The organism is Corynebacterium sp. PCR 32 (assembly GCF_037464985.1).
GTDB classification, from domain to species: domain Bacteria; phylum Actinomycetota; class Actinomycetes; order Mycobacteriales; family Mycobacteriaceae; genus Corynebacterium; species Corynebacterium kroppenstedtii_D.
This window is the reverse complement of record NZ_JBAHVL010000002.1, coordinates 167,751-193,875: the sequence shown is the minus strand read 5'-3', so window position 1 is coordinate 193,875 and position 26,125 is coordinate 167,751. Positions and strand designations below refer to the sequence as shown.

The window sequence follows — 26,125 nt, the reverse complement described above, 5'->3', positions numbered from 1 at the left end:
CCGGCTGTTAGTGAGCATTCATCGTTGCCCGGTGTTGCTGCGATCTTTCCACGCACACCGTAGATGATCGGCGTATTCACCCACTGTGTCAATTGCACTCATTGTCCCATTCTCAACTGTTCGCACGACACTGAAAGCTGCGCTTTTTGCCGCAGCCAGTGCTGTCAAATGTCCATCGTGTCCCCGTTCCCCACGAGCGGGAGGACGGTGATGGGCGCCGATACTGCCCACGTCGCAGGGCGACCAGGAGTCTTGAGGAGTTCCGTTCTGTCGTGTCGGTTCAGCTTTTTTTGCTGTCTCAGGGGATGCTTCTGCACAATTCGTCGGGATTGTCGCTAACTTGTGAAGGAGGTCAGGTGGCATCTGAATGGGTTCCTGAGCTGACGCCTGCATTCGCTGAGCTGCATCGCGCTGTGCTTGGACATCGCATCGACATTCGTCACAGTGTACAAGGTGACGGAGGACTCGCCGCTGTGCTCGTGGGGGCATCTCTCCGTCAACAAATGCGGCTACGGCCTCTTCGGAGAGGTGCTCAATCGATGAGAATTCTCGCGACTTCGACGAACGCCCCATTCGAAATCACTCCTTGTGCCCACTTCAACTCGCGCTCATACGGCTCTACATTTGGTCAGGAACCAATCTACGCGCATTCGCGACTCTCGGTGACGCGTGTGTAGGTCTCGGCCCGAGCGGTATGTGTAGTGTCGTGCACTACACTACCCAATGTAGTGCACGACACCCTTCGATGTGCGCAGGCTCTTTTTTAACTGGGCCCGTCCACGGTGAATTCGGCTGCGCACGGTCCCCATCTTCACACCCAGCGTGGTGGCGATGTCGTCGTAGCTCATTCCGACAACATCACACAACACCACCGCGACACGGTAGTCCGTTGGCAATGAGTCGAGAGCTTTGTGCAATTCCGGGTCAATATTGGCGTCAAGGTATGATTGTTCAGGATCATTTCGGGTTCCAGGCACAGCGTCGTAGTTCTCGGGCAATGCTTCCATCCGAATGGTGCGGCGCCGGCGAACCATGTCTAAAAACAGGTTCGTCGTGATGCGGTGAAGCCAACCCTCAAATGTTCCAGGTTTATACCGCTTTAACGACCGGAAGACTCTCATGAATGTCTCTTGTGTGAGATCTTCAGCATCATGGACGTTGCCGCTAAGGCGAAGGGCTAAACGATACACCCCGTCAGCATGTTCGGAAACGAGCGCGCTCCAACTGGGCATGGCGCCAGATCCAGCATCAAATGCTGCAGTCCCGACAAGTTGGTTGGTTCCTTCCGACGCCAGTGTCATGACCTTACTGTCACATACATTCGTGCCCGAAGCGTGAACATCACCTGAAAGCTTCCTGTGAGGGTATACGCTCAACGAGCCCCAGGTAGCAGATCACATTATCCGGTGGTTTCCCTGGTTAACAGTGGCCACGTATTCCAATGACTACACCAATTATGGGCATGCCGTACCCGTTACGGCGTTAAGACCACTAGCATAAGCAGTCGTGATCGATTCTGCCCTAGACCTGATGACTGATTTTATTAATGCCACAACGCTGGAAACTGATGCGATGGACTTCGCTCGCGATGCTGCCGACGAACTCGGTTTGCCAACCCCAGACCAGTTAACGTCCTCATTCCTCACGACATTGAGTGCGACCTGTTGTCAGGATAAGTCAGCAGTGGTGATCTCCCCCGCTGCATGCGTATCAGGTTTAGCCATTCTTGCTGGTATGGGACCGCAGGGACACGTCACTTGTATCGATACAGAAGCCGTTCATCAACGTGTCGCTCGCCAAGCATTCAATACCGCAAATATACCGTCTAACCAGTATCGATTCCTCCCGTCGCGGCCTCTCGAAGTGATGACCAGGCTAGCAGCCCACTCCTACAGCCTTATTTATGCTGAAGTGCCCCCCGTCGACGCCTCAACTCTGGTTGACCAAGCTCTAGATTTACTGGAACCCGGTGGGCTCATCGTCCTCGCGGACATGCTTCTCGACGGCACCATCGCTAACCCGGCACGAAAAGACCGTGACACCGCCTCAGCACGGCAACTTGATGAATCACTGCGCAACCGCGATGATCTCCGCCTGTCCCGGCTCCCACTAGGTGCCGGAATGGTCATTATCTCCAGGTGCTAGCCCTCGCCGACGGTGGTGTGCACGACACGAGGGGATACAGAGACCTGACTAGTGATCACCTTCACTGACCAACTTGCGCATGACAGGAAGCGCATCAGCCAAAATGGTGAGCTCTTCGAGTGAGAGTGCGGTGAAATCATCCGCCACAGCCTCGCCCAAGCGGTCTTGCCATTCGTTGCACAGGTGGCGTCCTTTTTCTGTCACCGTCAGAAGGGACTGCCGGGCGTCAGATGGGTCCTTCTCCTTGTCTACCAACCCTTGTTTGACCAGGCGATTGACAAGAGTAGACACAGTCGCCATCGTCGACCGTTCACGCCGAGCAACATCGGAAATGCGAACCGGACCGCTACTTTGAATGAAACGAACGACGCGCCAGGTGGCAGATGACGGTGCCATGCCAGCACGGTAGAGCGCAGTGCGGATCACACGGGAGCACATCATGGCGACTTCAGCGGCAAACGCTGGGGTTCCCAAGGAACCTGAAGGGGCTACAGCACTGGTGTGGGAGTTCGACCGCCCATCATTGTCGACGGCACATGTGGTTGGAGGATTGTGGTGGTCTGGATTCATCGTTAGGGTTGCACTCTCCACGGTTGTGTTCATAACGCTATTGCTTAACGCGGTACTGATCACACCGTTACTCAGGGACTTCCCGTCATCCACGCCACGGGAATCCATCAGCGAAAAACCAGCATCAGTAGCATCAGCTGATTGATTGTCGGTGATCTGAGGAGCGTGAGTGCTGCGTTGTGGCGCGGTAACGGTGGCAGAGTTCATACCAGTATTTTCCTCCATGCTTCGAGATGGTCAGTGGGTTCAGTGAGACTCCCAGCCAGTCACGGTGACGCGATTATGCATACGCCCGTGACAACCACTCGAATCAGCGAAGGTGCGACAGTACATGTTCCTTAGTTAGAGGAACATCACTTATTATTTCGCTTTCAAAGCTATTTTGTAAACACCTAGCTACCAATTTTTGTGGCCAAGATTGGACTCCCCCCGACACAATCTCACAAAGCGCTGGCGCGAGCCCTGTTGTAAAGCCAAGAACTCCACGAGTACGTGTCAGTCGCCGGCACTACTTTTGGAGTTTCCCCCTGAATAAAACAAACCATAGCACACTATTCACCACTAAGGGGAGCTATCTATGATTCTTTTTTAACCTTGTCACCGAAGCCCGCGCCGTCACTGACATCACCTCAGGTAACAACTCGATTCTCTTCTTTAAATCTTCTGGCCGAATATGCCGCGCAGACGGGCTCATCCCCACTTGTTCCTCGACAGAAACACGATCCAGTTGCATCACAAACTCAACTTCTTCAGGGGCCCCCACAGGCGTCAGATGACCCGACGCCTGCTCAATCATCCGATGAACCTTGTTCTTCTCAACGTCGATAATCCCCAACGGCTCCCGTAGCTCAGCCAAGTGGCCAGACGATGCTGTCAGGACAACAACCTGCCCCTCATCAGTGAGCACTCTCGCAAACTCTTCCGCATTCCGCGGCGCAAAAACAACAGTAATCGCGTCGATAGACTTATCTTTGATAGGCAACCGCGACCACGCATCAGCGATGATAGAACCAACACGAGGATGACACCCGGCGATACGCTTCGCAGCAGGAACAGAGACATCAATACCAATACCCCGTGAACCCGGAACACCATCAAGAGTATGAGCCAAGTAGTAGCCGGTTCCTGCCCCCACTTCCACCACTACCGGATGCTCATCGTCACCGACCCCAGCGTCATCGAGGACATCCTGAACATTTCCCGTCACGGCCTCCACAAACGGGGCAAAATGGCCACTAGCAAGAAACCTCTCTCGGGCCTGAATCATCGACGCATCATCACCGGTATACCGCAAACCCCGTCCACCAACCAACGACACATACCCTTGACGGGCAACATCATAACTATGGCCCGTATCCGACACGAGCGTGGAATAACCACCACCATCGTGGAGCGACGAACCATCGACGGGATCTGCTAACACATCAAGAACGTCGGAGAGCACAATCTACCTCATCTTCAATCGATAACATGTGGACTCTACTCTAGCCAGCGCTCATCTCAGCGGGGCGATTATCAGGGGAATTACCCAAAAATGGACATACGCCCAGAAAACTACTCCACAGCGTCAGCCAGCACTGCGGCAAGCTCACGAGCTTCCTCATGACCGAGTTCAACCACCAAACGGCCACCACCATCAGTCGGGATACGCATCACAATTTTGCGCCCCTCATCAACTGCTTCCATTGGGCCATCACCGGTCCGGGGCTTCATTGCTGCCATGGACGAAATCCCTTCACTATATACGCTTGACACCTCCAGATTAGCCCTGTTTCCCCCACAACGTTGAGATACCTACCAATCCACCCCATCCGTGCCAACTCAACCTCCATCACCAGCTGAGGTGTTTCCCCCACACCTATCAACATCCCCCACCCCACCGATCCCCGAGGCCAACCGCTCTTCTGCCCTATCCGCACGACGCCTCTGACGGTCTCGATCCTCCTGCACCACCATCATGTATTCCCTCGCCCTCTCCAACGCCATATCGACCTCACGCGGCGAATACCCACGAAACGACAGAGAAAACCGCATCGTCAACAACTGGTCAGGGCCCATGTCAGCGCCCGGCTGCAGATCCTCCCGCCGATCCACACAGTCCGCGGGCCCCAACCCCTCGCCCCTCCCAAACAACAAAGCAAACACCCACCACAATCCAGTAGAAACAACAACGAGGACAACGATGGTCACAATCCAATACACCACGAGCACAGTCTACTTCCCACCAGCAGGTACCGCCCCGATCCTCACCGTCGCCGCATCACTCATTCCTAAGATAGGCCAGGATGCGCTCAGAGACCTCGGAAATCATATCCACCGGACACTGTTCATCCTTCTTATGCGCAAAAGACGGATCCCCCGGCCCAAAATTCACCGCCGGAATCCCCATCGCAGCAAACCGAGCAACATCCGTCCAGCCATACTTCGGCCGAACATGCCCACCCATAACATCCACAAGCTCAGCGGCCGCAGCCTGATGCAAACCCGGCAACGCCGCCGGTGATTCATCGTCAATCTCAATGCGGAAACCTGGGACAGGATGATCAGGAGTCCCGACACCCAAAATCGCGAAAGTCTCCTCGACAGCCTCCGTCGTGGACTTCCCCGGCGCGAAACGATAATTGACAAACATCCAGGCCTCATCAGGAATGGTGTTGGTAGCAACGCCAGATTCGCACATCACGATGTTGAAGCCTTCGCGGTATTCCAAGCCGTCAACCTCGACGACCTTATCTCCATCGTAATCCGCAACGCGGGTCATCACCGGTGCTAACTTATGCATCGCATTATCTCCCAACCACGACCGCGCCGAATGGGCACGTTCCCCCACCGCCGTCACCTTCACTCGCACACTGCCTTGACAACCGGCCTCAATCACAGCACCTGATGGCTCACCAAGGATGGCAACATCACCCTGCAGCCATTCCGGAGAATGCTCGGCGAGTTTACGCAAACCGTTCTCCGAGGCAGCAATCTCTTCGGCCTCATACATGATTAACGTCATATCGCGAGCCAAATCCGGCGATGCCGCAAGACACGCAAATGCATGAAGGAAAACCGCATCACCAGACTTCATATCCACTGTTCCACACCCAAAGAGCGTATCCCTCCCCTCAAGATCCGTACCCCGGGTGCACGGGAGGTTATCAGCAATCGGCACAGTATCCACGTGCCCCGCCAACACCACACGGGATGGCAATCCACGGTCAGTTTTCGCCATCACCGTATTGTGGAATCGCTCCACTGTGATGGGGCACGCACCAGAAGATAACGTCGCCACATTCCGCAACGCAGCCTCGATCACATCGGCAATATTCTTTTCATTTTTCGAGACACTCTCAATATCGACGAGCGCTCTGGTCACATCAATAGGGTGTTGGGTCAGGTCAATCACGCCACCAGACTAACCACAGCCGCACACCCCTGCATAGAGATCGTGCACACGTGCCCCCGACAGTCCAGATGGACCGCACCCGGTATTCTGGACAAATCGACACGACACCTGATCGAATCGATTGACACAAGCATGAGCACGGCGCTCATTGCTCCCTCCGTACCAAAAGGGCACTTCATGACGAACAATGCTTCACAAGGTGACGAATCATCCGATTCCACCTCGCAACTGGGACAGGGGTTGAAAGTTCGGCACCTCACAATGATGGGTCTCGGTTCTTCCATCGGCGCAGGACTGTTCTTAGGCACCGGCGTTGGCATTAAAGCTGCTGGCCCCGCAGTGCTGATCTCCTACATTATCGCCGGACTCCTCGTTGTCCTAGTTATGCGTATGCTCGGCGAACTCGGCGCAGCACGCCCCAACTCCGGCACTTTTTCAGCGTATTCCCGCCAAGCTTTTGGACAGTGGGCTGGTTTTTCGACTGGGTGGCTCTATTGGTTCATGCTCGTCATGGTCATGGGTGCGGAAATCACTGCCGCCGGCGAGTTCATCGGCCGTTGGTTCGGTATCGACGGGTGGATCCCCGCCCTCGTTTGTGTCATCATCTTTACCTTTGTCAATATGGCCGACGTCCGCGGTTTCGGTGAATTCGAATACTGGTTCTCCTTCATCAAAGTCGCTGTTATCATCTTCTTCCTCATCGTTGGTGTTCTCCTCATTTTCGGACTTCTCCCAGGACACTCGATGGTTGGGCTCGACCATGTCCGCCAATCAGGATTCGCCCCCAACGGAATCGGTGGTGTCGCAGCTGGACTACTCGCGGTCGCATTTGCGTTCGGTGGAATAGAAATCGTCACCATCGCAGCAGCAGAATCAGACAACCCCAGCCACGCGATCGCCACTGCTGTGCGCTCCGTCATTCTCCGCATTTCGGTGTTCTACCTGGGCGCCGTACTCGTCATTATTTTTCTCCTCCCCTACAAAACATTAGGCAACGCCAAAGCGGCAGCAGATTCTCCCTTCACCCGCGTCCTGGACCAAGCACACGTTCCCGGCGTCGTCGGTTTCATGGAAGTCGTCATCACATTAGCGCTGCTCTCAGCATTCAATGCACAGATCTACGCTACCTCCCGTGTGATCTACTCCATGTCTACAGAAGGCGACGGTCTACGATTCTTCACCGCCACCAACAAAGAAGGCGTACCAACGCGTGCTGTCTGCCTGTCCATGGCGCTGGCTTACCTATCCGTTGCGTTTCAAATATGGGGCCCAGCCAACCTCATCGAGCTGTTCTTCAATGTCGTCGGCGGCTCACTCTTGGTGCTGTGGCTTATGGTCACAGCCTCTGAAATCAAATTGCGCCCGCAACTAGAAGCAGAAGGGAGTCTCCATGTCACAATGTGGGGATTCCCCTACATGAGTTACATCACCCTCGCAGGACTCCTCGGGCTTACCCTCCTCATGCTTGTCGACGACTCATCTCGCCCACAAGTCATCACAGTGGGAGTGTTCTTCGTCTCCTTGATCGCATTATCCTTCATCCTCAAGCGTCAGCGTTCATCAGTGACGACCACCACCTAGCCACCAGCACGGGGGCACAACCTGTCGAGGACACCGCACCCGAAGCAATCGGGACTACCAGCGCCCAGCAGCCGACAATGTCAGCTTTAGTATTGTGGCGTCCATGACTTCATTACTGACCACCGGCGCCATTGCTACGGGACTCGCCACCATCACCCACGACGGAACCGTGTTAGACGCATGGTTCCCATCCCCCACCCTCACCGACGAGGTTCACGACTCCACCACCACGACACTCGGCAATGATGCCCCCACCGACCTCGCCGCAGCGGAAGGCCACGACGACGACCGTGCCGTGCACCGCGTCGCCATCCGAACCCAGATTAAAGACCTCTCCACACCCCCGACAGACGCATATGACGCCTACCTACGCCTCCACCTCCTTTCCCACCGCCTCGCACGCCCCCACACTGTCAACCTCAACGGCATCTTCGGCATCCTCACCAACGTTGTGTGGACCAACCACGGCCCCTGCTCCACCGACAACTTCGAGGCAACACGCGGCCGACTCTCAGCCCGAGGCCCCGTCACGGTGTTCTCCATCGACAAATTTCCCCGCATGGTGGACTACGTCGTGCCCACCGGCGTCCGTATCGGCGACGCCGACCGCGTCCGCCTCGGCGCATACCTAGCCCCCGGCACCACCGTCATGCACGAGGGATTCGTCAACTTCAATGCCGGCACACTGGGCAACTCCATGGTAGAAGGTCGCATTTCCGGAGGTGTCGTCGTCGATGACGGCTCTGACATCGGCGGCGGAGCATCAATCATGGGCACTCTGTCAGGTGGTGGAAAAGAAGTCATCTCCATTGGCCAACGCTGCCTCCTCGGCGCCAACTCGGGCGTCGGAATTTCGCTGGGCAACGATTGCGTCGTTGAAGCCGGTTTATACATCACCTACGGCACCAAGGTCATCACCCGCGGTACCGTCGCCGACGCCCTCGGCGTAGATGACAACACACCAGTGAAAGCTGTTCAGCTGTCCGGCGCAGACAATATCTTATTCCGCCGCAACTCCCTGTCCGGCGCGGTGGAGGCCGTCGTATGGCAGTCATCCACAGTCACACTGAACGAGGATCTTCACGCGAACTAACCACGCCCCCCACGGGCGTCCACCTGCGTACACCCCGTTCACCACGCACTGTTCGACGTGTACACCTACTCTTCTGACCCCAGGATACGACAACACATGGCGCCAAGAGACTCAGAGCACCGGAAACCACCACGACCCACTGAGCTAGATCGGACACAAACCGCCAGCCTGCTCATCGTCCTCGTCGGATGCGTAGCGGCAACGTTTATCCCACACCTCGCCGTCAAAATTATCGCCCTCATTGTGCTGGTCAGCCTTATTGCAGGGCTGACCCACCGGGTGTGGAGGGACCGCACAGGGCGCTGAGAGGAAAGATCGATAGCGCTACCTGGTGTGGACACACCACTTAACGTGTCATTCGCTCGGCGGCCGCAACAATCTGTTCGTCCGTCCCCGTCAACCCAACGCGGACATGATTGCCCCCCTTCGGGCCATAGAACTCACCAGGAGCGACCAAGATGCCACGCTCCGCAAACCAATCCACGGTTGCCCGACAGGGTTCACCACGCGTTATCCATAAATACAAACCAGCTTCTGAACCGTCAATAGTGAAGCCAGCACTGTGAAGAGCAGAAGCAAGGACCTCACGGCGATACCGGTAGATTTCGCGCTGCAACTGCTCAAACCCATCATCATTCAACGCCGCCACCGTCGCCGCTTGGACGGGAAGAGGAACCATAAAACCAGCATGCTTCCGTACCGCCAACAATTCCCCAATCAGGGATTGATCTCCCGCTAACCACCCAGAGCGATACGACGCCATATTGGAGGTTTTCGACAACGAATGAACCACAATCACATTGGTCGTATCCCCATCGCACACATCCGGATGGAGAAGCGACACCGGTGCTGTCGGGGTTCCACTGGAGTTGGCATTAACATTCGTGTCCCACCCTAGCCCGAGGTAACACTCATCAGACACGACGATAACATCACGATCACGCGCCCACTCCACAACAGTCCGCAAGTCGTCGACCCCAAGGACCGCACCCGTCGGGTTCGCCGGCGAATTGATATACATCAATGTCGGCGTATGCGGCTCTGCCTGAGCAATCGAATCAGCACGAACAACCGACGCTCCCGCCAACACAGCACCCACCTCATACGTCGGGTACGCGAGCTCCGGGATGACGACCGTGTGCCCAGTCCCCACACCCAACAACGATGGCAGCCAGGCGATCGCTTCTTTCGTCCCTATCACCGGCAATACTTGGCGGTCGGGGTCGAGAGGAATAATTCCGTAACGACGAGACATTGCGCCGACAATGGATTCTCTCAACTCCTGTGTCCCCACGGTCTGTGGGTAACCCGGCGACCCCGAATTCTGTGCCAACCCTAACTGCGCCGCCGGAGACACAGGATCCACCGGTGTTCCCACAGACAAGTTAATGAACCCGTCCGGATGAGATTCAGCTTTCGCTCGAACGTCCGCGAGAGAATCCCACGGAAAATCCGGAAGCACAGACGATCGGAGAACACGCGGCGGATGCACCATACAAAGCCTCACAGCAAAACGAATGCGGGTGGACAAGAAAAACAGCAAGCTGGACCCGCCAGCACTAACCCAACAATAGCGTGAATGAGGCGGAGACCCTACCCTAGGCTTGCGGAGGAAGCCCTGCGATCATGGGAGCATCAAAATCCTGTGCCCCTAAACGCGCTGCCCCACCCGGCGATCCAAGATCATCAAAAAAAGCCGCATTGGCATCGTTGTAGTCGATCCACTCATCGGGAACGTCATCTTCATAAAAAATCGCTTCGACGGGGCACACAGGTTCACAAGCGCCACAGTCAACACATTCATCCGGATGAATATACAAACTGCGCACCCCCTCGTAGATACAATCCACAGGGCATTCCTCAACGCATGCTTTATCCTTCACATCAACACATGGTTGAGCGATGGTGTAAGCCATAGTCTCCTCTTCTTTCGCCGTTTTTCCCATTGCCCCGACCCGGTGACGTGGTCATCGTCAACGCGACCGTGGATTTTTCTCATCTCATCATCCGCACTGGCCTCACAGTGTCCAATGAGCTCGCGCAGCTCCATGATGCCACGCCCATCACAAAAAATGAACCTATCTGTCTACTTCATCTCTCCAACGACCTCATTCACACTGGTAAACAACCTATTTAGCCTTCTTGGTGGAGTCCTGGTCACTCGCCACACTTCCGCGAATAGCCGCATTGGCATCATCCATGGATGACACCACAGACCCCATCAACGGCCACCCCGCACCTGCTACACCCGCAATCAGGAACAACACCCCAGGGAGATTGGGGACAATCCAGGTTGTTCCGTGCGTTCCCGGCAATGATGGCCATACGACAGCCACAAAGTAGAGCACAGTCCACACCACTGCCGGCATGGACGCCCATATCATTGTCTTTGTCCACAACAACGCGGTGGTAACCAAAACATAGTTGAAACCGGCGGCAATGAAAATCGTGATAGGAAAAATGTAGGTGTGCCCTGCGATCGTAATGCGGCTTCCCAGATACACCATTTCCAACAAAAAAGATAGGGCTGCGCCAACGGTCAACCAGACTAGTCCGGCAATACGCTCCCCATTACTAATGTCTTCGCGCGGCTGAGAATGATGAGGATCACCCCAATGCTTTTCCATGACTCTCCTCCGTGTTCCAACGCCTAGACCGGAGCCCAGCGACGTGACCAGGCTTCTCAGATAACCGGTCACGACCAAAGTGATGTCGACCGCGGGCCCGAATGACCGTCGAGTCATAGGATTCGCGGGCCGCCGATACCGTGCAGCATGAACCATGTCCACCGTACGCCACCACGTAGTGTTCCTCCCGGAGAAGCGGTTGAGCAATACGATTAGACAACGCAAATACCTTCGGGGCCATCGTGGGATCACTAGTTGCCCAGGCAGATTGTGGATTCGTCCAACTCTGCCGACCATCGGCAATCCACAGCTGCGTAGCATGAGCTGCCATGGCGTCAACCTGCGCCTTAATATCCGCATCAGTTAACCGGACAACGAGATTCACGACATCATCAGGAACAAAAGCCAAATCCGGTTCCATCTCCCCACTGCTGGTCCCACACGTGGGATCAGCAGTAGTCTCATGAAGAAAAGTCCACTCCATCCGTTGCGGCGCCACCCATCCATCAGGAATATGAGAGAGTGCGTCAATCCCCTGCTTTAGAGCGGTTTCCCCACGAACCGACCACAGCACAACAGGCATATGGTAACCATGTTCCCCGATCAGCCGACCTTCCTGCTGTCGACGTGCTAACACAGCAGCGAATAAGTCAGACCCACCATTCAACACACCGGAGAATGGCATCGGCGACAGGTGTTCAATTGCGGCGTGAGTAACCTCATGCGCGCGGATATGGTCCGGATGACCGTATCCACCGTCAGGCCCATACGTCACCACAATGTCAGGACGATAATGAGTCATCAACGATGCCAAAGCATCGACCGCCGCCGCCCCTGATCGAATGAACGCTCGAGGATGATCCGCTGCCGGCGTCCCAACCATGCCGGAGTCTCGCCAGCGTCCCGCACCACCCAAAAGGCAGGGGCGATGATGTGGGCCATTTACACCTAACAGTCGGAGCGAATCCTCAAGTTCCCGATAACGAAACCCGCCGAGCATATCAGCAGCCTCAGCAACGAATCCCTGCAAGGGATCGCCGATGACTTCGCCATGCTCACCCAGTGTGCACGTCACCACATGAACATCGGCTCCACGACGGGACAGGTGCGCTAACATGCCGCCCGTCCATAGTGCTTCGTCATCTGGGTGAGCGTGAACGGCCATCACGCGGAGACCATGCAGATTAGTCATGCGCCAGCATCCCCTGTGGCGGTGGTGCGGCCGCCTTTGTTGGAGTCGTCACTCTGGGTGCTCTGATCTTTACCACGGCGTTGAAGAGTTGAATAGGCCTCATTTCGAGTCCATTGCGGTGCCGTCGCGAAAATTCCTCCACGCTCTGTCGTCGGCAATTCTCCCGACTTCTCTCCGCCCAGACGAGGCGCCTCCAACGCTGGCGTCGTGGCATACACCTCCATGTCTTGTAATAAGGCAAGAGTGACAGCCTGCGAGTTCACTTTGTCGATGACCTTCTGCTTGGTGTCATTAACATCTGCGGATCCAGTCGCAGCCTCACCCACCCACATATCAATGTCAGCGTCACATAAGCCAGACGTATTAGCTGCACGGGCATACGATTGCCCTCCTCGCTTCGAACCACGTCCGTTGTGGTCAGACGAGCCGGAATTGGTGCTCTGGGATGTCGACGATGAGGCATGGGACGTCGTCGGGCTAGATGACTTCTCGGGTTCCATGAGTTCAGAGCTGCGTTCTGAGTCCATATCTTTTGACGGACGGGCACTCGAGGTACACCCATAGTGGCTGGCCAAGGCAGATGCCGTCGTATCCCCCGACTGCCAGGCAACAGTGGCATCGGCAAGACCTTGAGGAAGGACAGATTCAACGATGTTTTGCGCGGGAAGGACGAGCGCTTGTGCAGGAAGTCCAGCCTGTGTGAGCTGGTCTGCAACGATACGCGCCGCGGTCACCGCAGCTTCATCAGATTGATCAACAGCAATACGGAATGGCCTCGTGAGTGCAGGTAATTCTCCATCCGAGTCTGGTACACGCGTGCCTGCAATCATGGAGTCATCATGCGGCGCACTAAGGTCCATTCGCTCTCCTGTAATGCGGGCCACAGTATCGCGATCCACACTGTTGAGGATCTGAGCTCGCTGCTCCACACGATCGACATGGGGGGACGCCACATTGAGCGACAGCATGAGGTACCGGTTCTGCGGGGAGACCTGAACTACTGACTGCGGAACGGAATCCAGTGACAACTGGGTTGTTGCCTTAGGGCGAAGCGCAGTCCCTTGTATTTGCCCTCTGCGTAACATTTCGCCGGCGTCCGCCGCGTTATCCTGGGTCTGAAGCACAATTTTGTCTGTTTTAGCCAATTTACTTCCCCAGTACCGGTCATTACGCATGAGCGTGACCATGCCCCGGCTACTATCGATCGATTCGACAGAAAACCGGTTACCCGACACAGGGATTGAATCCTGCAAGATTGTTTGGAAATTACTGGATGTCCGATACACATGGCTGGGTAGCAGGTTGCTAAAGAGTGATTGCCACTCCACATACGGATGCTTGAACTCGACATCAACCTGATGTCCACTATCGGTTGATGTGATGGTATTGATTGCCTCGTATCCCGCAGGTTCCTCTACTCCTGGCTGCGTTGTCATCTGTTTCCAGAGGTATTCAAAATCAGATCCAGTGATAGGTGTGCCATCCGACCACTGCGCATCGGAAGCAATAGTGTAGCGAATAGTGAAGGGTTGTTGCGCTCCCGAACCAGACGGGGAGACGGGCCCTGATGATGGCGACGATCCCGATTCACCACGTGTGATGGGCTCGGCAGAGGTAAGCAGGTCTGTATTCAGCTGCCATTCTCCGTTATCTTGTTCAACGAAAGGACTAGGCAGCACCAATGATGCAATGTGATTGACCAGTGGCGAGTCGTCAGAAACCAGGTGTGGGTTAAACCCCGGCCTCACATCACCAACAGCGAAGGTGACTTTCTTAGACTGCGGGATAACTTTCTTGCTCCCGTTTTTACCTCCGTCACCAGAGTTCACGATGGGGGCTCGTCCTGGGCGGGCACTACAACCTGCCATGAGGGACGTCACGGCAACGCCAATAGCCACGCTAGCCGCGAGTACTGCTTTCATCGTGGCTGTTGGAGCTCCGCCACCGTGGGCTTCGCTCCGCCACCTGGTGGAGGCTCGATGTGGTATCTGCGTTGTCTTCATTGGTGTCCATCGCCGCCATCGGGGGTTCCCGCCGCGACGAGAGCCCGTGATCCTCGTTACTTCTTCCCTTGCTTCGCCTTCTGCTTGGCTTGGGCTGCCGCCCGGCCACGATCCTTCGCATTCAAGATAACTTTACGCACCCGGATGGTCTTCGGGGTGACTTCGACACATTCATCAGTCCCACAGAACTCCATAGCCTCATCCAGGGAAAGTGACCGTGCTTTCGCCAAAGTGACAGTGGTTTCTGCGGTAGCCGAGCGCATGTTCGTCAACTTCTTTTCTTTAGTGATGTTGACATCCATATCTTCTTCACGGTTGTTTGCACCGACGACCATACCTTCATATGCCTCGACGCCGGGTTCAACAAAGAATTGTCCTCGATCAGCCAATTGTTGAAGGGCGTAGGCAGTGATCTGTCCGGCACGGTCGGCAACCAATGACCCCGAGGCGCGGTCTTTGATCTCACCAGCCCATGGTTTATAACCATCACCGTAGGAGTTGGCGATACCTGTTCCCCGGGTCTCAGTCATAAATGTGGTGCGGAAACCAATAAGGCCACGGGCGGGGACGGAGTATTCCATGCGAATCCATCCACCAGCTCCGTTATCCATAGAGAGCATGGTTCCCTTACGGACGGCCATGAGCTGTGTGACTGCACCCTGGTGTTCGGAGGGGACGTCAATGACAACGTGTTCGAACGGCTCATGGATAGCACCGTCGATGGTCCGGGTGACGACCTGCGGTTTGCCGACAGTCAGTTCGAAGCCCTCACGGCGCATGGTTTCCACCAACACCGAGAGTGCCATCTCGCCACGTCCTTGAACCTCCCATGCATCAGGCCGCTCGGTGGGAAGAACTTTCAGAGACACGTTACCGATAAGTTCTTGTTCAAGGCGAGCCTTGACAACTCGGGCGGTGAGTTTGTCGCCACCACCACGACCCGCGAGTGGCGACGTGTTCACACCGATCGTCATGGAAATCGCAGGCTCGTCAACAGTGATCGGTGGTAGAGCTTCCGGGCGTTCCTGATCGGCAAGAGTGTCACCAATCATGATTTCTTCAATGCCAGCAACGGCCCCGATATCCCCGGCGATGACTTCGTCGGTCGGCACACGCTTCACACCATCCTGGCGCAGCAGCTCAGAGATTTTCGCGGTCTTGGTATGTGGGTTTCCGTCACTGTCATGGTGAATCCAGGCAACCTGCTGGCCTTTCTTCAGGATTCCACGGAACACACGCACCAACCCGATGCGCCCCAGGAATGACGACGAATCCAAGTTAGTGACGTGCGCCTGCAATGGCGCATCAATTTCGGCAGACGGCTCCGGCAGAACGTCGTAGAGCACAGTGAAAAGGTCGTGGAGATCCTCTGCCTCAGGGATGTTCCCGTTGCCGGGATTCTCGGTGGACGCCTTTCCAGCGCGACCAGACGCATAGAGAACCGGCAGTTCAAGGTTCTTTTCCGCAGCTTCCTGCGCGTCCGGGTCATCAAGTGAGGCGGCCAGCTCCAGCAGGAGATCTTGGGCCTCCTCAACAACGTCGTCAATGCGGGCATCGGGACGGTCCGTCTTATTCACCACAATAATCACGGGCATTTTCGCCTCAAGCGCCTTACCCAGCACGAAGCGAGTCTGCGGAAGGGGGCCTTCCGAGGCATCAATAAGGAGGACAACACCGTCCACCATGGACAGACCACGCTCAACTTCCCCACCGAAGTCTGCGTGACCAGGTGTGTCAATGACATTGATAATCAGATCAGTGCCATCTTTTCCCATTCCCTTGCGATGAATCGCAGTGTTCTTGGCGAGGATGGTAATCCCCTTTTCTTTTTCCAAATCCCCCGAATCCATGACACGATCAACGACCTCATCATGATCACCGAACACGCCTGACTGCTGAAGCATGGCATCAACAAGTGTGGTTTTGCCATGGTCAACGTGGGCAACAATGGCAACATTGCGAAACTCTGGATGGCTCACTGAGCAAAATCTCCTGGGGTAGAAAAAGCCCACCGTAGGTCATGGTAGGCGGGACAGCGCGACGCAGCACCTCCACCGGTCACGCATACGGGGCACTCGAACGTGCAAATCGTGCTCAGGCTACCACCTCCCCCCATCCCTATTCATCTTTACTTATGCTAGGCGGTGATCTGACTGGTGAATGTCCCGATACAAGACCCACCTGAGGAGTAGCCGTGAACAGATTCACCACGCATCATACTGGCCTAAAACAGTCCAGTAATGGATCCCTCGTCAGCAACGTCAATCTCCATAGCAGCTGGTTTCTTGGGCAAACCCGGCATAGTAAAAACAGTACCCGTCAGCGCCACAACAAACCCTGGCCCCAAACGAGGAATCAGGCGCTCAACGTGCAGAGTATGACCCTTCGGAGCCCCCAAAGCTGATGGATCATCAGACAACGAATACGGGGTTTTCGACATACACACCGGTAGCGTATCCCACCCATGTGTCGTCAACTGGGAGAGATCTTTCATTGCCTGCGGAGAATAGTCCACACGGGCAGCACCATAAATGTCAGTGGCAATGGTCGAAATACTCTTCTCCACACCAAGAGATGGATCATACATACGAGTGGGCGCATCCTCAGATACAGCACCAGAGCGAACGGGCACATCCTCCAGCGCCTCAAGAACCTGCGCCGCCAAGTCAGCGGCGCCGGCACCACCCTCACTCCACACATTCGCAATGGCCACACGAATACCCTTATCGCCCGCCCACCGCGTGATAGCTGCCAGTTCATCGGCAGTATCCGTCGTGAACTTATTCACCGATACCACCGGCTGCATACCCAACCGTCGAAGCGACGCACAGTGATGCGCCACATTGACCAAACCAGCGCGAACAGCCTCAACGTTCTCCGCGTTGAGGTCACTGCGCGCCACACCACCATTGAATTTGAGGGACCGCGCCGTCACAACAATGACAGCAACGTCAGCGTCAAAACCCCCAGCAACAGATGCAATGTTGGTGAATTTCTCCGCACCCAGGTCTGCACCAAACCCAGCCTCGGTTACCACAACGTCAGCAAGCTCGCGGGCAGCGTTGGTCGCAATAACACTGTTACACCCGTGCGCAATGTTCGCGAATGGGCCACCGTGAATGAACGCGGGCGTCCCACCCAAGGTTTGCACGAGGTTCGGTGACATCGCCTCCCGCAATAGTGCGACCAGCGCACCCTCCACACCGAGATCATGGACAACCACCGGCTTATTATCCCGAGTGTAACCAACAAGCATGCGCCCCAATCGCTCCCGCAGGTCCGCCAGGTCCCGCGCCAAGCACAATACGGCCATTACCTCACTCGCCGCGGTGATGTCGAACCCGGATTCACGCGGCACACCACCACCGGTCCCCCCCAGGCCCACCACAACATTCCGAAGGACACGATCATTCACATCTAGACACCGGCGCCACACAATCTTTCGGGGATCAAGGTCCAACACATTGCCCTGATGTAGGTGATTATCAATCAACGCAGCCAACGCATTGTTGGCTGCTGTCACCGCGTGCATATCCCCTGTGAAGTGGAGGTTAATATCCTCCATGGGCACCACCTGCGAATACCCACCACCGGCAGCCCCACCCTTCATACCCAGGACGGGCCCCAATGATGGTTCACGCAGCGCAGCCATCGCTGTCACCCCCGCCCTAGTCAACCCATCGGCAAGACCAATGAGACAGGTGGATTTTCCTTCCCCCGCAGGAGTCGGAGACATCCCCGTCACCAGGACCACCTTGCCTTGTGCGCCTGTCGGCTTGAGCTTGCCGACGGTGACCTTAGCCTTCGTCGTACCGAATGGCTCGAGAGCATCATCGGGGATTCCGGCGCGCCGGGCAATATCAGCGATGGGTTCGAGTTGGTGAGCGTGTGCGATGGCAACGTCCGACAGAGGTTCGCCTGGTGATGTGGGTGATGCCCCCTGATCAGGTGCGGTGGTCTGTGGCGAGGTGGTGCGTTGTGTTTCAGACATAGCGCCAAGAATAACCATCACCGAGGCGTGCGGGCGGTGTTTTCCTCATGAGGGGGCACACCATACGGCGAAACTGGTTCGTCCCCTCGTAAATCTGTGTGATCTTTTGATAGTCGTGCATGGTTAGTCCTCTTCCTTGTTGGTGAGCTGTTTAGCTAGTTCTTCGTCCCACTCGATGTTTTCCCGATTCATGTAGTCGCTGTAGAAGAAGCTGTACATGTTTCCGGTCTCTTTTCCGTTCATTAGCCGGTAGAACTGCTGGCGCTTTAGGTCGTAGTCCTTTTGTGCTTGCTCAATCTTCTTTTCAACAACCGCGGCCGTGTTCTTTTCGAGGATTCGGGTGCCCTTAACGCGCAGGTTCGGGATGTCGCTTGCTGCTGCAACGATTGCTTTCCACAGGTCGAGAACTGCGGGGTTATCAGAGAATTTGTCACGCAGCGTGAACACTGCCTCTTCGTCCCCCTGCCCCCATTTCAAGTCATTGAAGCTAGTCGGTCGGTTGGCGGTTGGTAGATCTTCGAGAGCTACGTTCTTGTAGTCCGACATGGGAGTTTTGGTGGTCATGGTTAACGTCTCCTTATGTGGTGCGATTTATCGAAAACTGCTATCAGAAAGGTGGTTCATCATCCCCGCCAGCGAAACCACCCTGAGGCTGGCTGCTCCACGAATCCCCCACAGGCTGTTGATTATTCGACTCAGCAAAACGCGAAACAGGGCGTGAAATATGCAGCACCAAAGCCTCATCAACGCTCCGCTTTTGCCCTTCCTTCGTCTCAAACTGCCGTTGCTCCAACTCCCCAACAACGTTTACTTTGTCCCCCTTGTTGAACGTGGCAGCAATGTTCTCAGCGAGACCATCAAAGGCCTTGAACGTGGCGAAGTGAGACTTACTGTTCTCCCACTCCCCCGTGTTTTCGTTCTTCCGGCGCTTATTAGTTGCCACTCGAAGAGTCAAAGCAGCCTTACCGTTAGCCGTGTATCGCAGTTCAGGATCAGCGACGATAGTGCCGTTGTTGATAGTGATTTGTGCCAGTGCCATATGATTTCCTCCAAAAATGTACGAAACCCGCGATTTGCGGGCATAAAAAATCCCCGATAGGCAAATACCTATGGGACGCTAGTTAAACCCTCTAAGGCCTGTTTTGACGTGTTTTAGCCACGCCTACGACGATCCGCCGCGATCAACTCATCACGTTTACGTTCCCTATACTCCAAAAGCCTCCTACGACGCTCAGGATCACGCTCAATCTCATCCATCCGCTTCCTAGCAGCCCTATACAGATCCCCAGCAGTCGGAGGATTATCCGAACCAGACAAATCACGGATCAGAACAGGAACAGCTTCCTTGAAAACGAAATCCGGGTAAGCGCCCGTATTCAACACGCTCTTCCACAACTGAATGAACCGAGTCAACTCCCCAGTCTCTTTGGGGATAGAAAACCTAGGGCACCCCAGCTTCAGATCAGTGACGATCCGCTTCACATCCTCATCGCTTAAAATGGTTTCACTTCCTCGGTTTCTGAATAATCCACACCCAACAGTTGTGACCATGATTCGCGTTCAGGTTTTGCCCTAATCAACCAATTCCCGAAAGCCCGGTTCCAATCAACGCGCTTCTTGCGGTTGTTCTCATTCCAGATCCGAAACTTACGTAGCTCCGCTTCATGGTCAATAAGGGGATGATTCTCTACGTGTCGTTGCCATTGCGAATCTGTTGGTCTCCAGTCGCTTTCAATCTCAGCGGGCGTAGCGCGCTTGCGCGCGCCCATCTTCTCATTAGTCTTCTCACTAGTCTTCTTTAAAGAGTTAGTCTTCTTATGTTGCACTGTTTTAGGGCAGCGGTGTTTTTGTGCAGGGGTATGCACTGAATCAGTGCAATGGTCTGCACTAGATTTGTGCAACTCGCTTTTACCGTTGTTGATATTTTTGTGCAACGGGTCAGTATTGACTATGTAGACAACCCCACTAAACTTCCCTTCTTCATCATGGTCACTTTCTCTGATGAGGTACCCAACATCCTCAAGTTCTCTCACGTACTTAGAGACAGTATTTCTACCGATACCCAAAGCGTCACCAATTCGCTGCGTGCTCATTTCCCAGCCATCCCTGTGAGAGCGTAAGTAGACATACAAGCCCTTAGCCTGCAGGGATAGATCACTTCTTCTCGATAGATCATTGGGGATCAAAGAGTAGTGATTTTCCGGGATAGCGCCTTGCCTAATCACTGCCAAAGCTATATCACCTCAATCTTGCTATTCTCCATTACTGATTGAACTGGGAGCATATACCTCAAAAAATGATCCAGCATATCGCCCGTTTTCATCTTTCAGGGTCGTTTTCTCAACCCATCCCGTGCTATATAGCTCCTTCAGCGCCTTATAGACAGTATCTTTCCCTAGCCCTACAGCTTTACTGATTTCTTCCGCGCTACTTTCAGAACCGTCTTCGCATGAAGCTAAATACAAGTAAACCTTTATAGCTCTACCTGTGATGTTTTTATCTAGTGCAAACGATAGAGGAACACTGAGTGATTGGCTCTCAACAAAATCGTGAACTTCAACTCTCACTGACTAGCTCGCTTCCTAGATATGACAATATTCTTGTACCCTTAGCAAGATTGCATGGCATGCAAAGAGTTTGAAGATTGCCGATCTTGTTCCCTCCACCTTTAGATACCGGGACAATATGATCGATAGACAGATCACTTGTTGCGCCGTAACTAAGACAAGAGTGCTTATCGCGTTTAAAAATTTCTGCTCTTATTGATGACGGGATAGCTTTTCTTTTGTTTCCCCACAGATCTGAGTCTTCATTAAAAACTTCATATCCACGGCGTGCGTAAGCAGCCTTTATTTCATTGAAGATAAATCCGCCCATGCCGTCTGCGATTCTCCACATCCACAGGCATTCTTCAGCGATCTGTTCCGACAGTTCCCGAACCCGCTGAAACTGCCAAGTTTCATATTCAAGTTCATCATTTGTAGTCATGCACTATTCCTCCTTCCTCTGTTAGTTCAACCCAAATACCCCTGCGTAGTACTGGCTTATCCTCCGGTTCATGGAATCCACGTACTAACCAACCGTTGTCGTAAGCGCGCTTAGGGTCAGCGTGTATCGCGTTATGGCAATTGCTGCAAAGACCTAAACCATTAACCGCACTATGCCCACCACCCTGCGAACGTAGCTTTCTATGGTGCCAGTGCTGCATAGCACCAGTACACACACCTGGGATCATCGCTTCACACGCGGCATAACCGGCATCTGATTCAGCCCGTTCCACAACCGCGCGGTACTGCCTGTCTGTCATTCGTTTAGTCATCGTGATCCAAGTTCCACCAGAAAATTAGAACCGCCATGCATAGAATCACTAAAGGCAGGCTCAATATTCACCCCTCCCAGCAACTCCATACTGTTGACGTACTGAAGCGCCTACGGACTGCAAAGCGCGCAACTCTAGCTCCAACGCACGTAAAAGCTTGTCTGCTTGTTTAAAAGCAACCTCAGCAACATCACGCTCAGTCCGTAACTCATGTGTTTTAATCGTTGCCTGCTTCTTCTTATCTTCAATGCTCCCCTCCGCTTCCAAATAAACGCGGGCGAAAGCAAGATCAAAATCACGATCAGTAGCTAAAAATTCGTCATATCGTTTCGTGAAAACGCCGATTCCTTTAGCTATGCGATTTGTAATATCGAGGATTTTTTGCTCAATTTGTGTCGGATTAAGCGCAGTCACTTCTCACCATTAACAATCTTTTCATTGCGATCTAGAATAGCCTGCTTCACCTCATTCAACAAACCATTCTTATTCGCTTCATTCCAGATTTCCCGCGTTTCATCCTTGCTTGTCGCCTTAGCGATCCGTTCACGCAATTCAGGCAATAAAACCTTTGCCATTTCCTCGCGGGTGGTGCGCCTGGAGCCGGAATAACCCGCTTGTGCGAGCGCGCGGCCAACAGCGGACGTTTCAGCATTCTCCAAAGCGCTAGTGTTGTTAGCCATGCCCGTGCCGTCGATCTCAAAGGCGTGCCCAACGCCACTAACAGGCTCTTCAGGAGCTTTAAACACGCTAGCCTTAACAATCCACCGTGTAGCCTTGTGTTTCCCGTCAAACGCGATCAGATCCGTTTCAATGCGCCCGTTTTTATTGTCGCGGTAGAACCGCTGAATACGTTCATCGACGGATTCGTAATCCTCTAGTTTAAACTTAGCCATTAAAACAACCCCTTAGTATTAGAATTCGAAAAAGACTCCAATGAACGCGAATAATCAGCGATAGGATAAGGTAAATCAAATGTTTCCCACCTACCGTCAAAACGGTTAAAGCTGAAATAACAATCATCAGACATAACAGCAATAACCTGGCATAAAATGTTGTGAGAATCCCCGAAATTAATCAGCGAATCCTTGATGATCCGCTTAAACTCACTGAAATCACCGGAATAGCTACCGTCAAGAGTTTGAACATGCGTAATATCATTCTCTTCAACACCCGCAGCATCCATTTCATCGAATAACGACCCAAGTAACGATTTACTCTCCATAGCTAACCCTCACCCTTGCCTTAGATGTGCTCTCAACAGTGAAATCCGATTCTTTTAGATCAGGATGCTCAGAAAAAAGCTTCTTCTTATCGAACCGCTTAGACGTAGCAGGGGCTGAAACAGTGACGCGCAGATCCCCCGCTTCCCAAGACTTCGAACTACCGCCCGCCAACATGCGCAGTTCGTCCTCAATCTCTGCTTTTCGCGCTAACAGTGGCTTCAACTCAGCTTCCTGCTTGCAAATGTCGCGCAGCTCTGAGAAAAGTAGGTGAACTTCATCCTCTACTTCCATAGAGTCGTAGCCATCGAGGAAACGATCAGCGATAGCCTTCAACTCACCAATGCGCTGTTCATCGCGGGTTACGATCTTCACGCCACGGTCAACAGTCCACGGCACCAAATCTGAATCTTCGGAGAAATATGGCTCCCACGCGAAATGGCAAAACTCAGCACCAGTAACAAACAACTGCCACTGGATCTGGTCGTAATAGTCAGGGGTAGGCCAACGCTTCAAAGAAGCAAGCCTGTTCTCGGAAATAGTCTTGATCTCACCTACAACAACCCAATCAGGGCTGATCATGTCAGGCGTGGCAGCATATTTCCCGTCACGGACAAACATAGATGTGTTGTGAACAAGCGTGTCAGGTTCAGCCTTCTTTGCGACCCACTCAGCGATCTCAGGTTCACGTGTTTTACCATGTATAACCGCAGGCAGGTTGGAAATATCAGCAGCCTGTTGTTCCCCTGCTTTCTCAGCGCGTAGCTTCTGCCACACCTTCTTGCTACCGCGTGCGAGCTTCCCGATCTCCGTAGCGGTAACGTACTTTTTCCGGGAAAGTAGCCACTCTTGCTCGCTATCAAAGCTGTATTGCTCAACCGTCAATTCATGCTCCTAGGAAAGTCGAACCAACAAGAACTAGGACAAACAAAACCGCCCACAACCACTGCCAATCACGGCTATTCTCTTCAGGTTGCGGACGGTGCGTGTAAGTATCCTGAATCGACTCAAAACAAGGCTTATGCACCCGGTTCATAAGATGCGAACAATCGTGTCTCATGCTGCAGCTCCGATCTGCTGAATATGCCCATCAACCGCCTTCTTCAGAAAGCGAATCGACCCGCCAATACGGGTAGGGGCTAGATAGTTCACGCGGTTTTCGCGTACCGCGTCGTACAGTGATGATTTAGGGAGGGCAAAAATCTCAGCTACCTCCGCTACCGTGTAGAACTGCTTCATATGTGCACTTCCATATCCCCACGCTTTTGCAAAATGTCAGCGATAGCTAGCCACGCCTCAGCAGCCGCATACTGCTCACTATGATTAACAGCATCCCGAAACGCCTGCTCAGCCTCATACAAAGTCTCAAACAAGCAATTCCTCATAAACTCAGACATCAAAAACTCCCTAAAGCCCCAACTTCTTAGCGATCAACTCAACCCCCGTAGGCAAAACGCGAACGATATAGCAATCCTTCACATCCCCATACGATGTTGCGTATTCGTAATGAACAACCTTGAAATGCTAAGCGAACCGCTGATACGGAACATTCCGTTTATTCCCGTTACTCATCAACACACCGGCTTCACGCAACTGCTTGAGCATGGTGTTACGCCCAATGCCTAGAATCCTGGCGACAGTGTTGTAGTCAGCGGTTCCATCTGAATCCATCCACCTGTCATAAGCTTCAGCCTTGGGTTCCAGCTCTACTGTGAGCGCCTGCGCTGCTGCCCGTTCGGCTTCGGCAACGATCCGCGCTTCCTGCTCAGCTTTGAGGTTCTGGGCTAGTTGGATGATGGTGTCAGGGTTGGTGAGGACATCCTCGATCTTTTGGGGTGTCATGTACGCCCCGTGTTTGCGGATGGTGGGTAGTACCTCGCTCGTTACCCAGCGTTTGAAGTCTTGAGCTTCGGGTTTACGTGACATGAAGATCACGTTGTAAAGGCCGGACTCGTTAACGATGTAGTTTTTGCGGCTATGTCCACGGTTATCTAAAAGGTCGGTTGTATCGACATCTTGCAGGTCAAGGCGTTTTCTTACGTCTGTAACCGAACTTTTAATACCAATTAGCTTGCAAACCTCAGACAAGATGAACCACGGTTCGCCATCGCGGTCAACCACTCGAATGTCAGTACCGCAGAAGTTGAACAAAGAAACTTGCTTATCGAGAACTTGCTTGCTCATGCCAGCACCTCCACCCGCGCGGATTCAAGAGCAGACAACTCAGCACGTAGCGCTTTGCAGCGTGACCACATGTAAGTAGGTTCAGTACGGCGCATCATGTCAATGTGGTGCATCTCTTTGCGGATTCGCTCAATCAATGTCTGACGTGTCTCATCTGTCAATGGATGCAAGCGACTAGTACGAGCCCTCTTAGAAGCGCGGATCACACAGTCTTTACCGCTGTACTCACGATCGCTGATCTGCCCCAACGGGGTACGGTGCATCAAATGTTCTGCATTCATGCCAAAATGTCTCCAAAAGAAAAGGCACCCCGTAGGGTGCCTGTTGTTGATTCAGGGGGTGTTACGCCACCTTTGGAGTGTTAGCCCGTGGCGTGATGATTTCCCGCATGATGTTGCGTACCGCTGATTCCCCGGTTGGGTCTTGGTAGTCGATGAAGCTGTAACCGTCTGGTGTTGTGATCTCGACTTGCTCTAACCGTCGCTGCTCATGCTCCATGCGTCGAATCACTTTTTGAATGATCCGTCGAAGCCTTGTGTGACCGATTTGGATTTTGTTCGCTTGGCAGAATCGCTTAGCGCTGATTGTTAGGTCTAGAGACATGCTCATTTGCTGAAACCTCTCGCTGTGGCTAACACCCCTGCCTTGAACTTTCGTTCCAGGTGGCGAGCGATCCGGTTTCGTTCTTTCCAAACCGCTAGGTAGAAAGTTACCCTGTGAGGGGGTAGCTCACAACTATGGAATTACAAGAATACCCCCGAAAATCACCCCCACTATAGGGCTTGAACTACTACTTTATAGTTGTA

General features: G+C 53.8%; 32 protein-coding genes and 1 pseudogene. 4 read left to right on the top strand and 29 right to left on the bottom strand.

What is annotated here, in order from left to right; translation table 11 throughout:
* Positions 1 to 18: 18 nt before the first annotated feature.
* Together V5S80_RS04850 and sigE are read right to left on the bottom strand one after the other, a co-directional pair.
* Entirely contained in the window at positions 19 to 573 is a 555-nt protein-coding gene (locus V5S80_RS04850; RefSeq protein ID WP_395169637.1) for an anti-sigma factor family protein, read from the bottom strand.
* Between the two features lie 143 nt (positions 574 to 716).
* Positions 717 to 1,301 (bottom strand): RNA polymerase sigma factor SigE, encoded by a 585-nt coding sequence (gene sigE / locus V5S80_RS04845; RefSeq protein ID WP_395169636.1) that lies wholly within the window; start codon positions 1,299 to 1,301, stop codon positions 717 to 719.
* A gap of 229 nt (positions 1,302 to 1,530) precedes the next feature.
* Between sigE and V5S80_RS04840 the strand changes: the two genes are divergently transcribed.
* Entirely contained in the window at positions 1,531 to 2,145 is a 615-nt protein-coding gene (locus V5S80_RS04840) for an O-methyltransferase (RefSeq protein WP_395169635.1), read from the top strand.
* A 48-nt stretch (positions 2,146 to 2,193) separates the two neighbouring features.
* Here V5S80_RS04840 and V5S80_RS04835 read toward each other — a convergent pair whose 3' ends face one another.
* From V5S80_RS04835 to dapE, 5 genes are all read right to left on the bottom strand, one after another.
* Positions 2,194 to 2,922, bottom strand: a complete 729-nt coding sequence (locus V5S80_RS04835) for a MarR family winged helix-turn-helix transcriptional regulator (protein ID WP_395169634.1) — start codon at positions 2,920 to 2,922, stop codon at positions 2,194 to 2,196.
* A gap of 364 nt (positions 2,923 to 3,286) precedes the next feature.
* Positions 3,287 to 4,159, bottom strand: coding sequence for a methyltransferase domain-containing protein (locus V5S80_RS04830; RefSeq protein WP_395169633.1), 873 nt, complete (start codon positions 4,157 to 4,159; stop codon positions 3,287 to 3,289).
* A gap of 110 nt (positions 4,160 to 4,269) precedes the next feature.
* On the bottom strand, positions 4,270 to 4,437 hold the full coding sequence (locus V5S80_RS04825; RefSeq protein WP_395169632.1) for a DUF3117 domain-containing protein: 168 nt from the start codon (positions 4,435 to 4,437) through the stop codon (positions 4,270 to 4,272).
* A gap of 99 nt (positions 4,438 to 4,536) precedes the next feature.
* Positions 4,537 to 4,920, bottom strand: a complete 384-nt coding sequence (locus V5S80_RS04820) for a DivIVA domain-containing protein (RefSeq protein WP_395169631.1) — start codon at positions 4,918 to 4,920, stop codon at positions 4,537 to 4,539.
* Positions 4,921 to 4,975: 55 nt separating this feature from the next.
* Complete coding sequence (gene dapE, locus V5S80_RS04815) at positions 4,976 to 6,109, bottom strand: succinyl-diaminopimelate desuccinylase (protein WP_395169630.1); 1,134 nt, start codon at positions 6,107 to 6,109, stop codon at positions 4,976 to 4,978.
* A gap of 177 nt (positions 6,110 to 6,286) precedes the next feature.
* Here dapE and V5S80_RS04810 point away from each other — a divergent pair, with 177 nt between their 5' ends.
* The 3 genes from V5S80_RS04810 (at position 6,287) to V5S80_RS04800 (ending at position 9,089) form a co-directional block, all read left to right on the top strand.
* Positions 6,287 to 7,690 (top strand): amino acid permease, encoded by a 1,404-nt coding sequence (locus V5S80_RS04810; protein WP_395169629.1) that lies wholly within the window; start codon positions 6,287 to 6,289, stop codon positions 7,688 to 7,690.
* Positions 7,691 to 7,793: 103 nt separating this feature from the next.
* Positions 7,794 to 8,783: a 2,3,4,5-tetrahydropyridine-2,6-dicarboxylate N-succinyltransferase gene (gene dapD, locus V5S80_RS04805; RefSeq protein ID WP_395169628.1), complete on the top strand. Its 990-nt coding sequence runs from the start codon at positions 7,794 to 7,796 to the stop codon at positions 8,781 to 8,783.
* Positions 8,784 to 8,879: 96 nt separating this feature from the next.
* A complete protein-coding gene (locus tag V5S80_RS04800; RefSeq protein ID WP_395169627.1) occupies positions 8,880 to 9,089 on the top strand; it encodes a hypothetical protein in 210 nt (69 codons plus the stop codon).
* 40 nt (positions 9,090 to 9,129) lie between these two features.
* On the opposite strand, the gene dapC is transcribed toward V5S80_RS04800, so the two are convergent.
* The 22 genes and pseudogenes from dapC to V5S80_RS04690 form a co-directional block, all read right to left on the bottom strand.
* A complete protein-coding gene (gene dapC, locus V5S80_RS04795; RefSeq protein WP_395169626.1) occupies positions 9,130 to 10,278 on the bottom strand; it encodes a succinyldiaminopimelate transaminase in 1,149 nt (382 codons plus the stop codon).
* A 103-nt stretch (positions 10,279 to 10,381) separates the two neighbouring features.
* Positions 10,382 to 10,699, bottom strand: coding sequence for a ferredoxin (fdxA, locus tag V5S80_RS04790; RefSeq protein ID WP_395169625.1), 318 nt, complete (start codon positions 10,697 to 10,699; stop codon positions 10,382 to 10,384).
* Positions 10,700 to 10,912: 213 nt separating this feature from the next.
* Positions 10,913 to 11,410 (bottom strand): hypothetical protein, encoded by a 498-nt coding sequence (locus V5S80_RS04785; RefSeq protein ID WP_395169624.1) that lies wholly within the window; start codon positions 11,408 to 11,410, stop codon positions 10,913 to 10,915.
* 688 nt (positions 11,411 to 12,098) lie between these two features.
* Positions 12,099 to 12,602, bottom strand: a pseudogene (locus tag V5S80_RS04780) (PIG-L family deacetylase); the annotation flags it as partial.
* A complete protein-coding gene (locus V5S80_RS04775; protein WP_395169623.1) occupies positions 12,599 to 14,605 on the bottom strand; it encodes an ABC transporter family substrate-binding protein in 2,007 nt (668 codons plus the stop codon). The pseudogene V5S80_RS04780 and the gene V5S80_RS04775, both read right to left, overlap by 4 nt.
* 56 nt (positions 14,606 to 14,661) lie before the next feature.
* Positions 14,662 to 16,584, bottom strand: a complete 1,923-nt coding sequence (gene typA, locus V5S80_RS04770) for a translational GTPase TypA (protein WP_395169622.1) — start codon at positions 16,582 to 16,584, stop codon at positions 14,662 to 14,664.
* A 245-nt stretch (positions 16,585 to 16,829) separates the two neighbouring features.
* On the bottom strand, positions 16,830 to 18,596 hold the full coding sequence (locus V5S80_RS04765) for a formate--tetrahydrofolate ligase (protein ID WP_395169621.1): 1,767 nt from the start codon (positions 18,594 to 18,596) through the stop codon (positions 16,830 to 16,832).
* A 123-nt stretch (positions 18,597 to 18,719) separates the two neighbouring features.
* The gene (locus V5S80_RS04760; protein ID WP_395169620.1) at positions 18,720 to 19,160 is read right to left on the bottom strand and encodes a hypothetical protein; all 441 of its coding nucleotides are present in this window, start codon (positions 19,158 to 19,160) and stop codon (positions 18,720 to 18,722) included.
* Between the two features lie 43 nt (positions 19,161 to 19,203).
* Entirely contained in the window at positions 19,204 to 19,635 is a 432-nt protein-coding gene (gene ssb, locus V5S80_RS04755) for a single-stranded DNA-binding protein (RefSeq protein ID WP_395169619.1), read from the bottom strand.
* Between the two features lie 113 nt (positions 19,636 to 19,748).
* Entirely contained in the window at positions 19,749 to 20,078 is a 330-nt protein-coding gene (locus tag V5S80_RS04750; protein WP_395169618.1) for a hypothetical protein, read from the bottom strand.
* Between the two features lie 11 nt (positions 20,079 to 20,089).
* The gene (locus V5S80_RS04745) at positions 20,090 to 20,821 is read right to left on the bottom strand and encodes a helix-turn-helix domain-containing protein (protein ID WP_395169691.1); all 732 of its coding nucleotides are present in this window, start codon (positions 20,819 to 20,821) and stop codon (positions 20,090 to 20,092) included.
* A 27-nt stretch (positions 20,822 to 20,848) separates the two neighbouring features.
* Positions 20,849 to 21,163: a helix-turn-helix domain-containing protein gene (locus tag V5S80_RS04740; protein WP_395169617.1), complete on the bottom strand. Its 315-nt coding sequence runs from the start codon at positions 21,161 to 21,163 to the stop codon at positions 20,849 to 20,851.
* A complete protein-coding gene (locus V5S80_RS04735; protein WP_395169616.1) occupies positions 21,153 to 21,584 on the bottom strand; it encodes an HNH endonuclease in 432 nt (143 codons plus the stop codon). The genes V5S80_RS04740 and V5S80_RS04735 overlap by 11 nt, the downstream gene beginning before the upstream one ends.
* Positions 21,585 to 21,975: 391 nt before the next feature.
* Positions 21,976 to 22,329, bottom strand: coding sequence for a hypothetical protein (locus V5S80_RS04730; protein WP_395169615.1), 354 nt, complete (start codon positions 22,327 to 22,329; stop codon positions 21,976 to 21,978).
* A complete protein-coding gene (locus tag V5S80_RS04725) occupies positions 22,326 to 22,808 on the bottom strand; it encodes a hypothetical protein (protein ID WP_395169614.1) in 483 nt (160 codons plus the stop codon). Before V5S80_RS04725 ends, V5S80_RS04730 begins: the two co-directional genes overlap by 4 nt.
* The gene (locus V5S80_RS04720; protein WP_395169613.1) at positions 22,808 to 23,137 is read right to left on the bottom strand and encodes a hypothetical protein; all 330 of its coding nucleotides are present in this window, start codon (positions 23,135 to 23,137) and stop codon (positions 22,808 to 22,810) included. The genes V5S80_RS04725 and V5S80_RS04720 overlap by 1 nt, the downstream gene beginning before the upstream one ends.
* Entirely contained in the window at positions 23,127 to 24,020 is an 894-nt protein-coding gene (locus V5S80_RS04715) for a YqaJ viral recombinase family protein (RefSeq protein ID WP_395169612.1), read from the bottom strand. Before V5S80_RS04715 ends, V5S80_RS04720 begins: the two co-directional genes overlap by 11 nt.
* A 171-nt stretch (positions 24,021 to 24,191) precedes the next feature.
* Positions 24,192 to 24,374, bottom strand: a complete 183-nt coding sequence (locus V5S80_RS04710) for a helix-turn-helix domain-containing protein (protein ID WP_395169611.1) — start codon at positions 24,372 to 24,374, stop codon at positions 24,192 to 24,194.
* On the bottom strand, positions 24,371 to 24,532 hold the full coding sequence (locus V5S80_RS04705) for a hypothetical protein (protein WP_395169610.1): 162 nt from the start codon (positions 24,530 to 24,532) through the stop codon (positions 24,371 to 24,373). The genes V5S80_RS04710 and V5S80_RS04705 overlap by 4 nt, the downstream gene beginning before the upstream one ends.
* Positions 24,533 to 24,659: 127 nt before the next feature.
* A complete protein-coding gene (locus tag V5S80_RS04700; protein ID WP_395169609.1) occupies positions 24,660 to 25,319 on the bottom strand; it encodes a phage antirepressor in 660 nt (219 codons plus the stop codon).
* The gene (locus tag V5S80_RS04695; protein WP_395169608.1) at positions 25,316 to 25,600 is read right to left on the bottom strand and encodes a hypothetical protein; all 285 of its coding nucleotides are present in this window, start codon (positions 25,598 to 25,600) and stop codon (positions 25,316 to 25,318) included. The genes V5S80_RS04700 and V5S80_RS04695 overlap by 4 nt, the downstream gene beginning before the upstream one ends.
* A gap of 61 nt (positions 25,601 to 25,661) precedes the next feature.
* On the bottom strand, positions 25,662 to 25,928 hold the full coding sequence (locus V5S80_RS04690) for a hypothetical protein (protein ID WP_395169607.1): 267 nt from the start codon (positions 25,926 to 25,928) through the stop codon (positions 25,662 to 25,664).
* Positions 25,929 to 26,125: the final 197 nt, after the last annotated feature.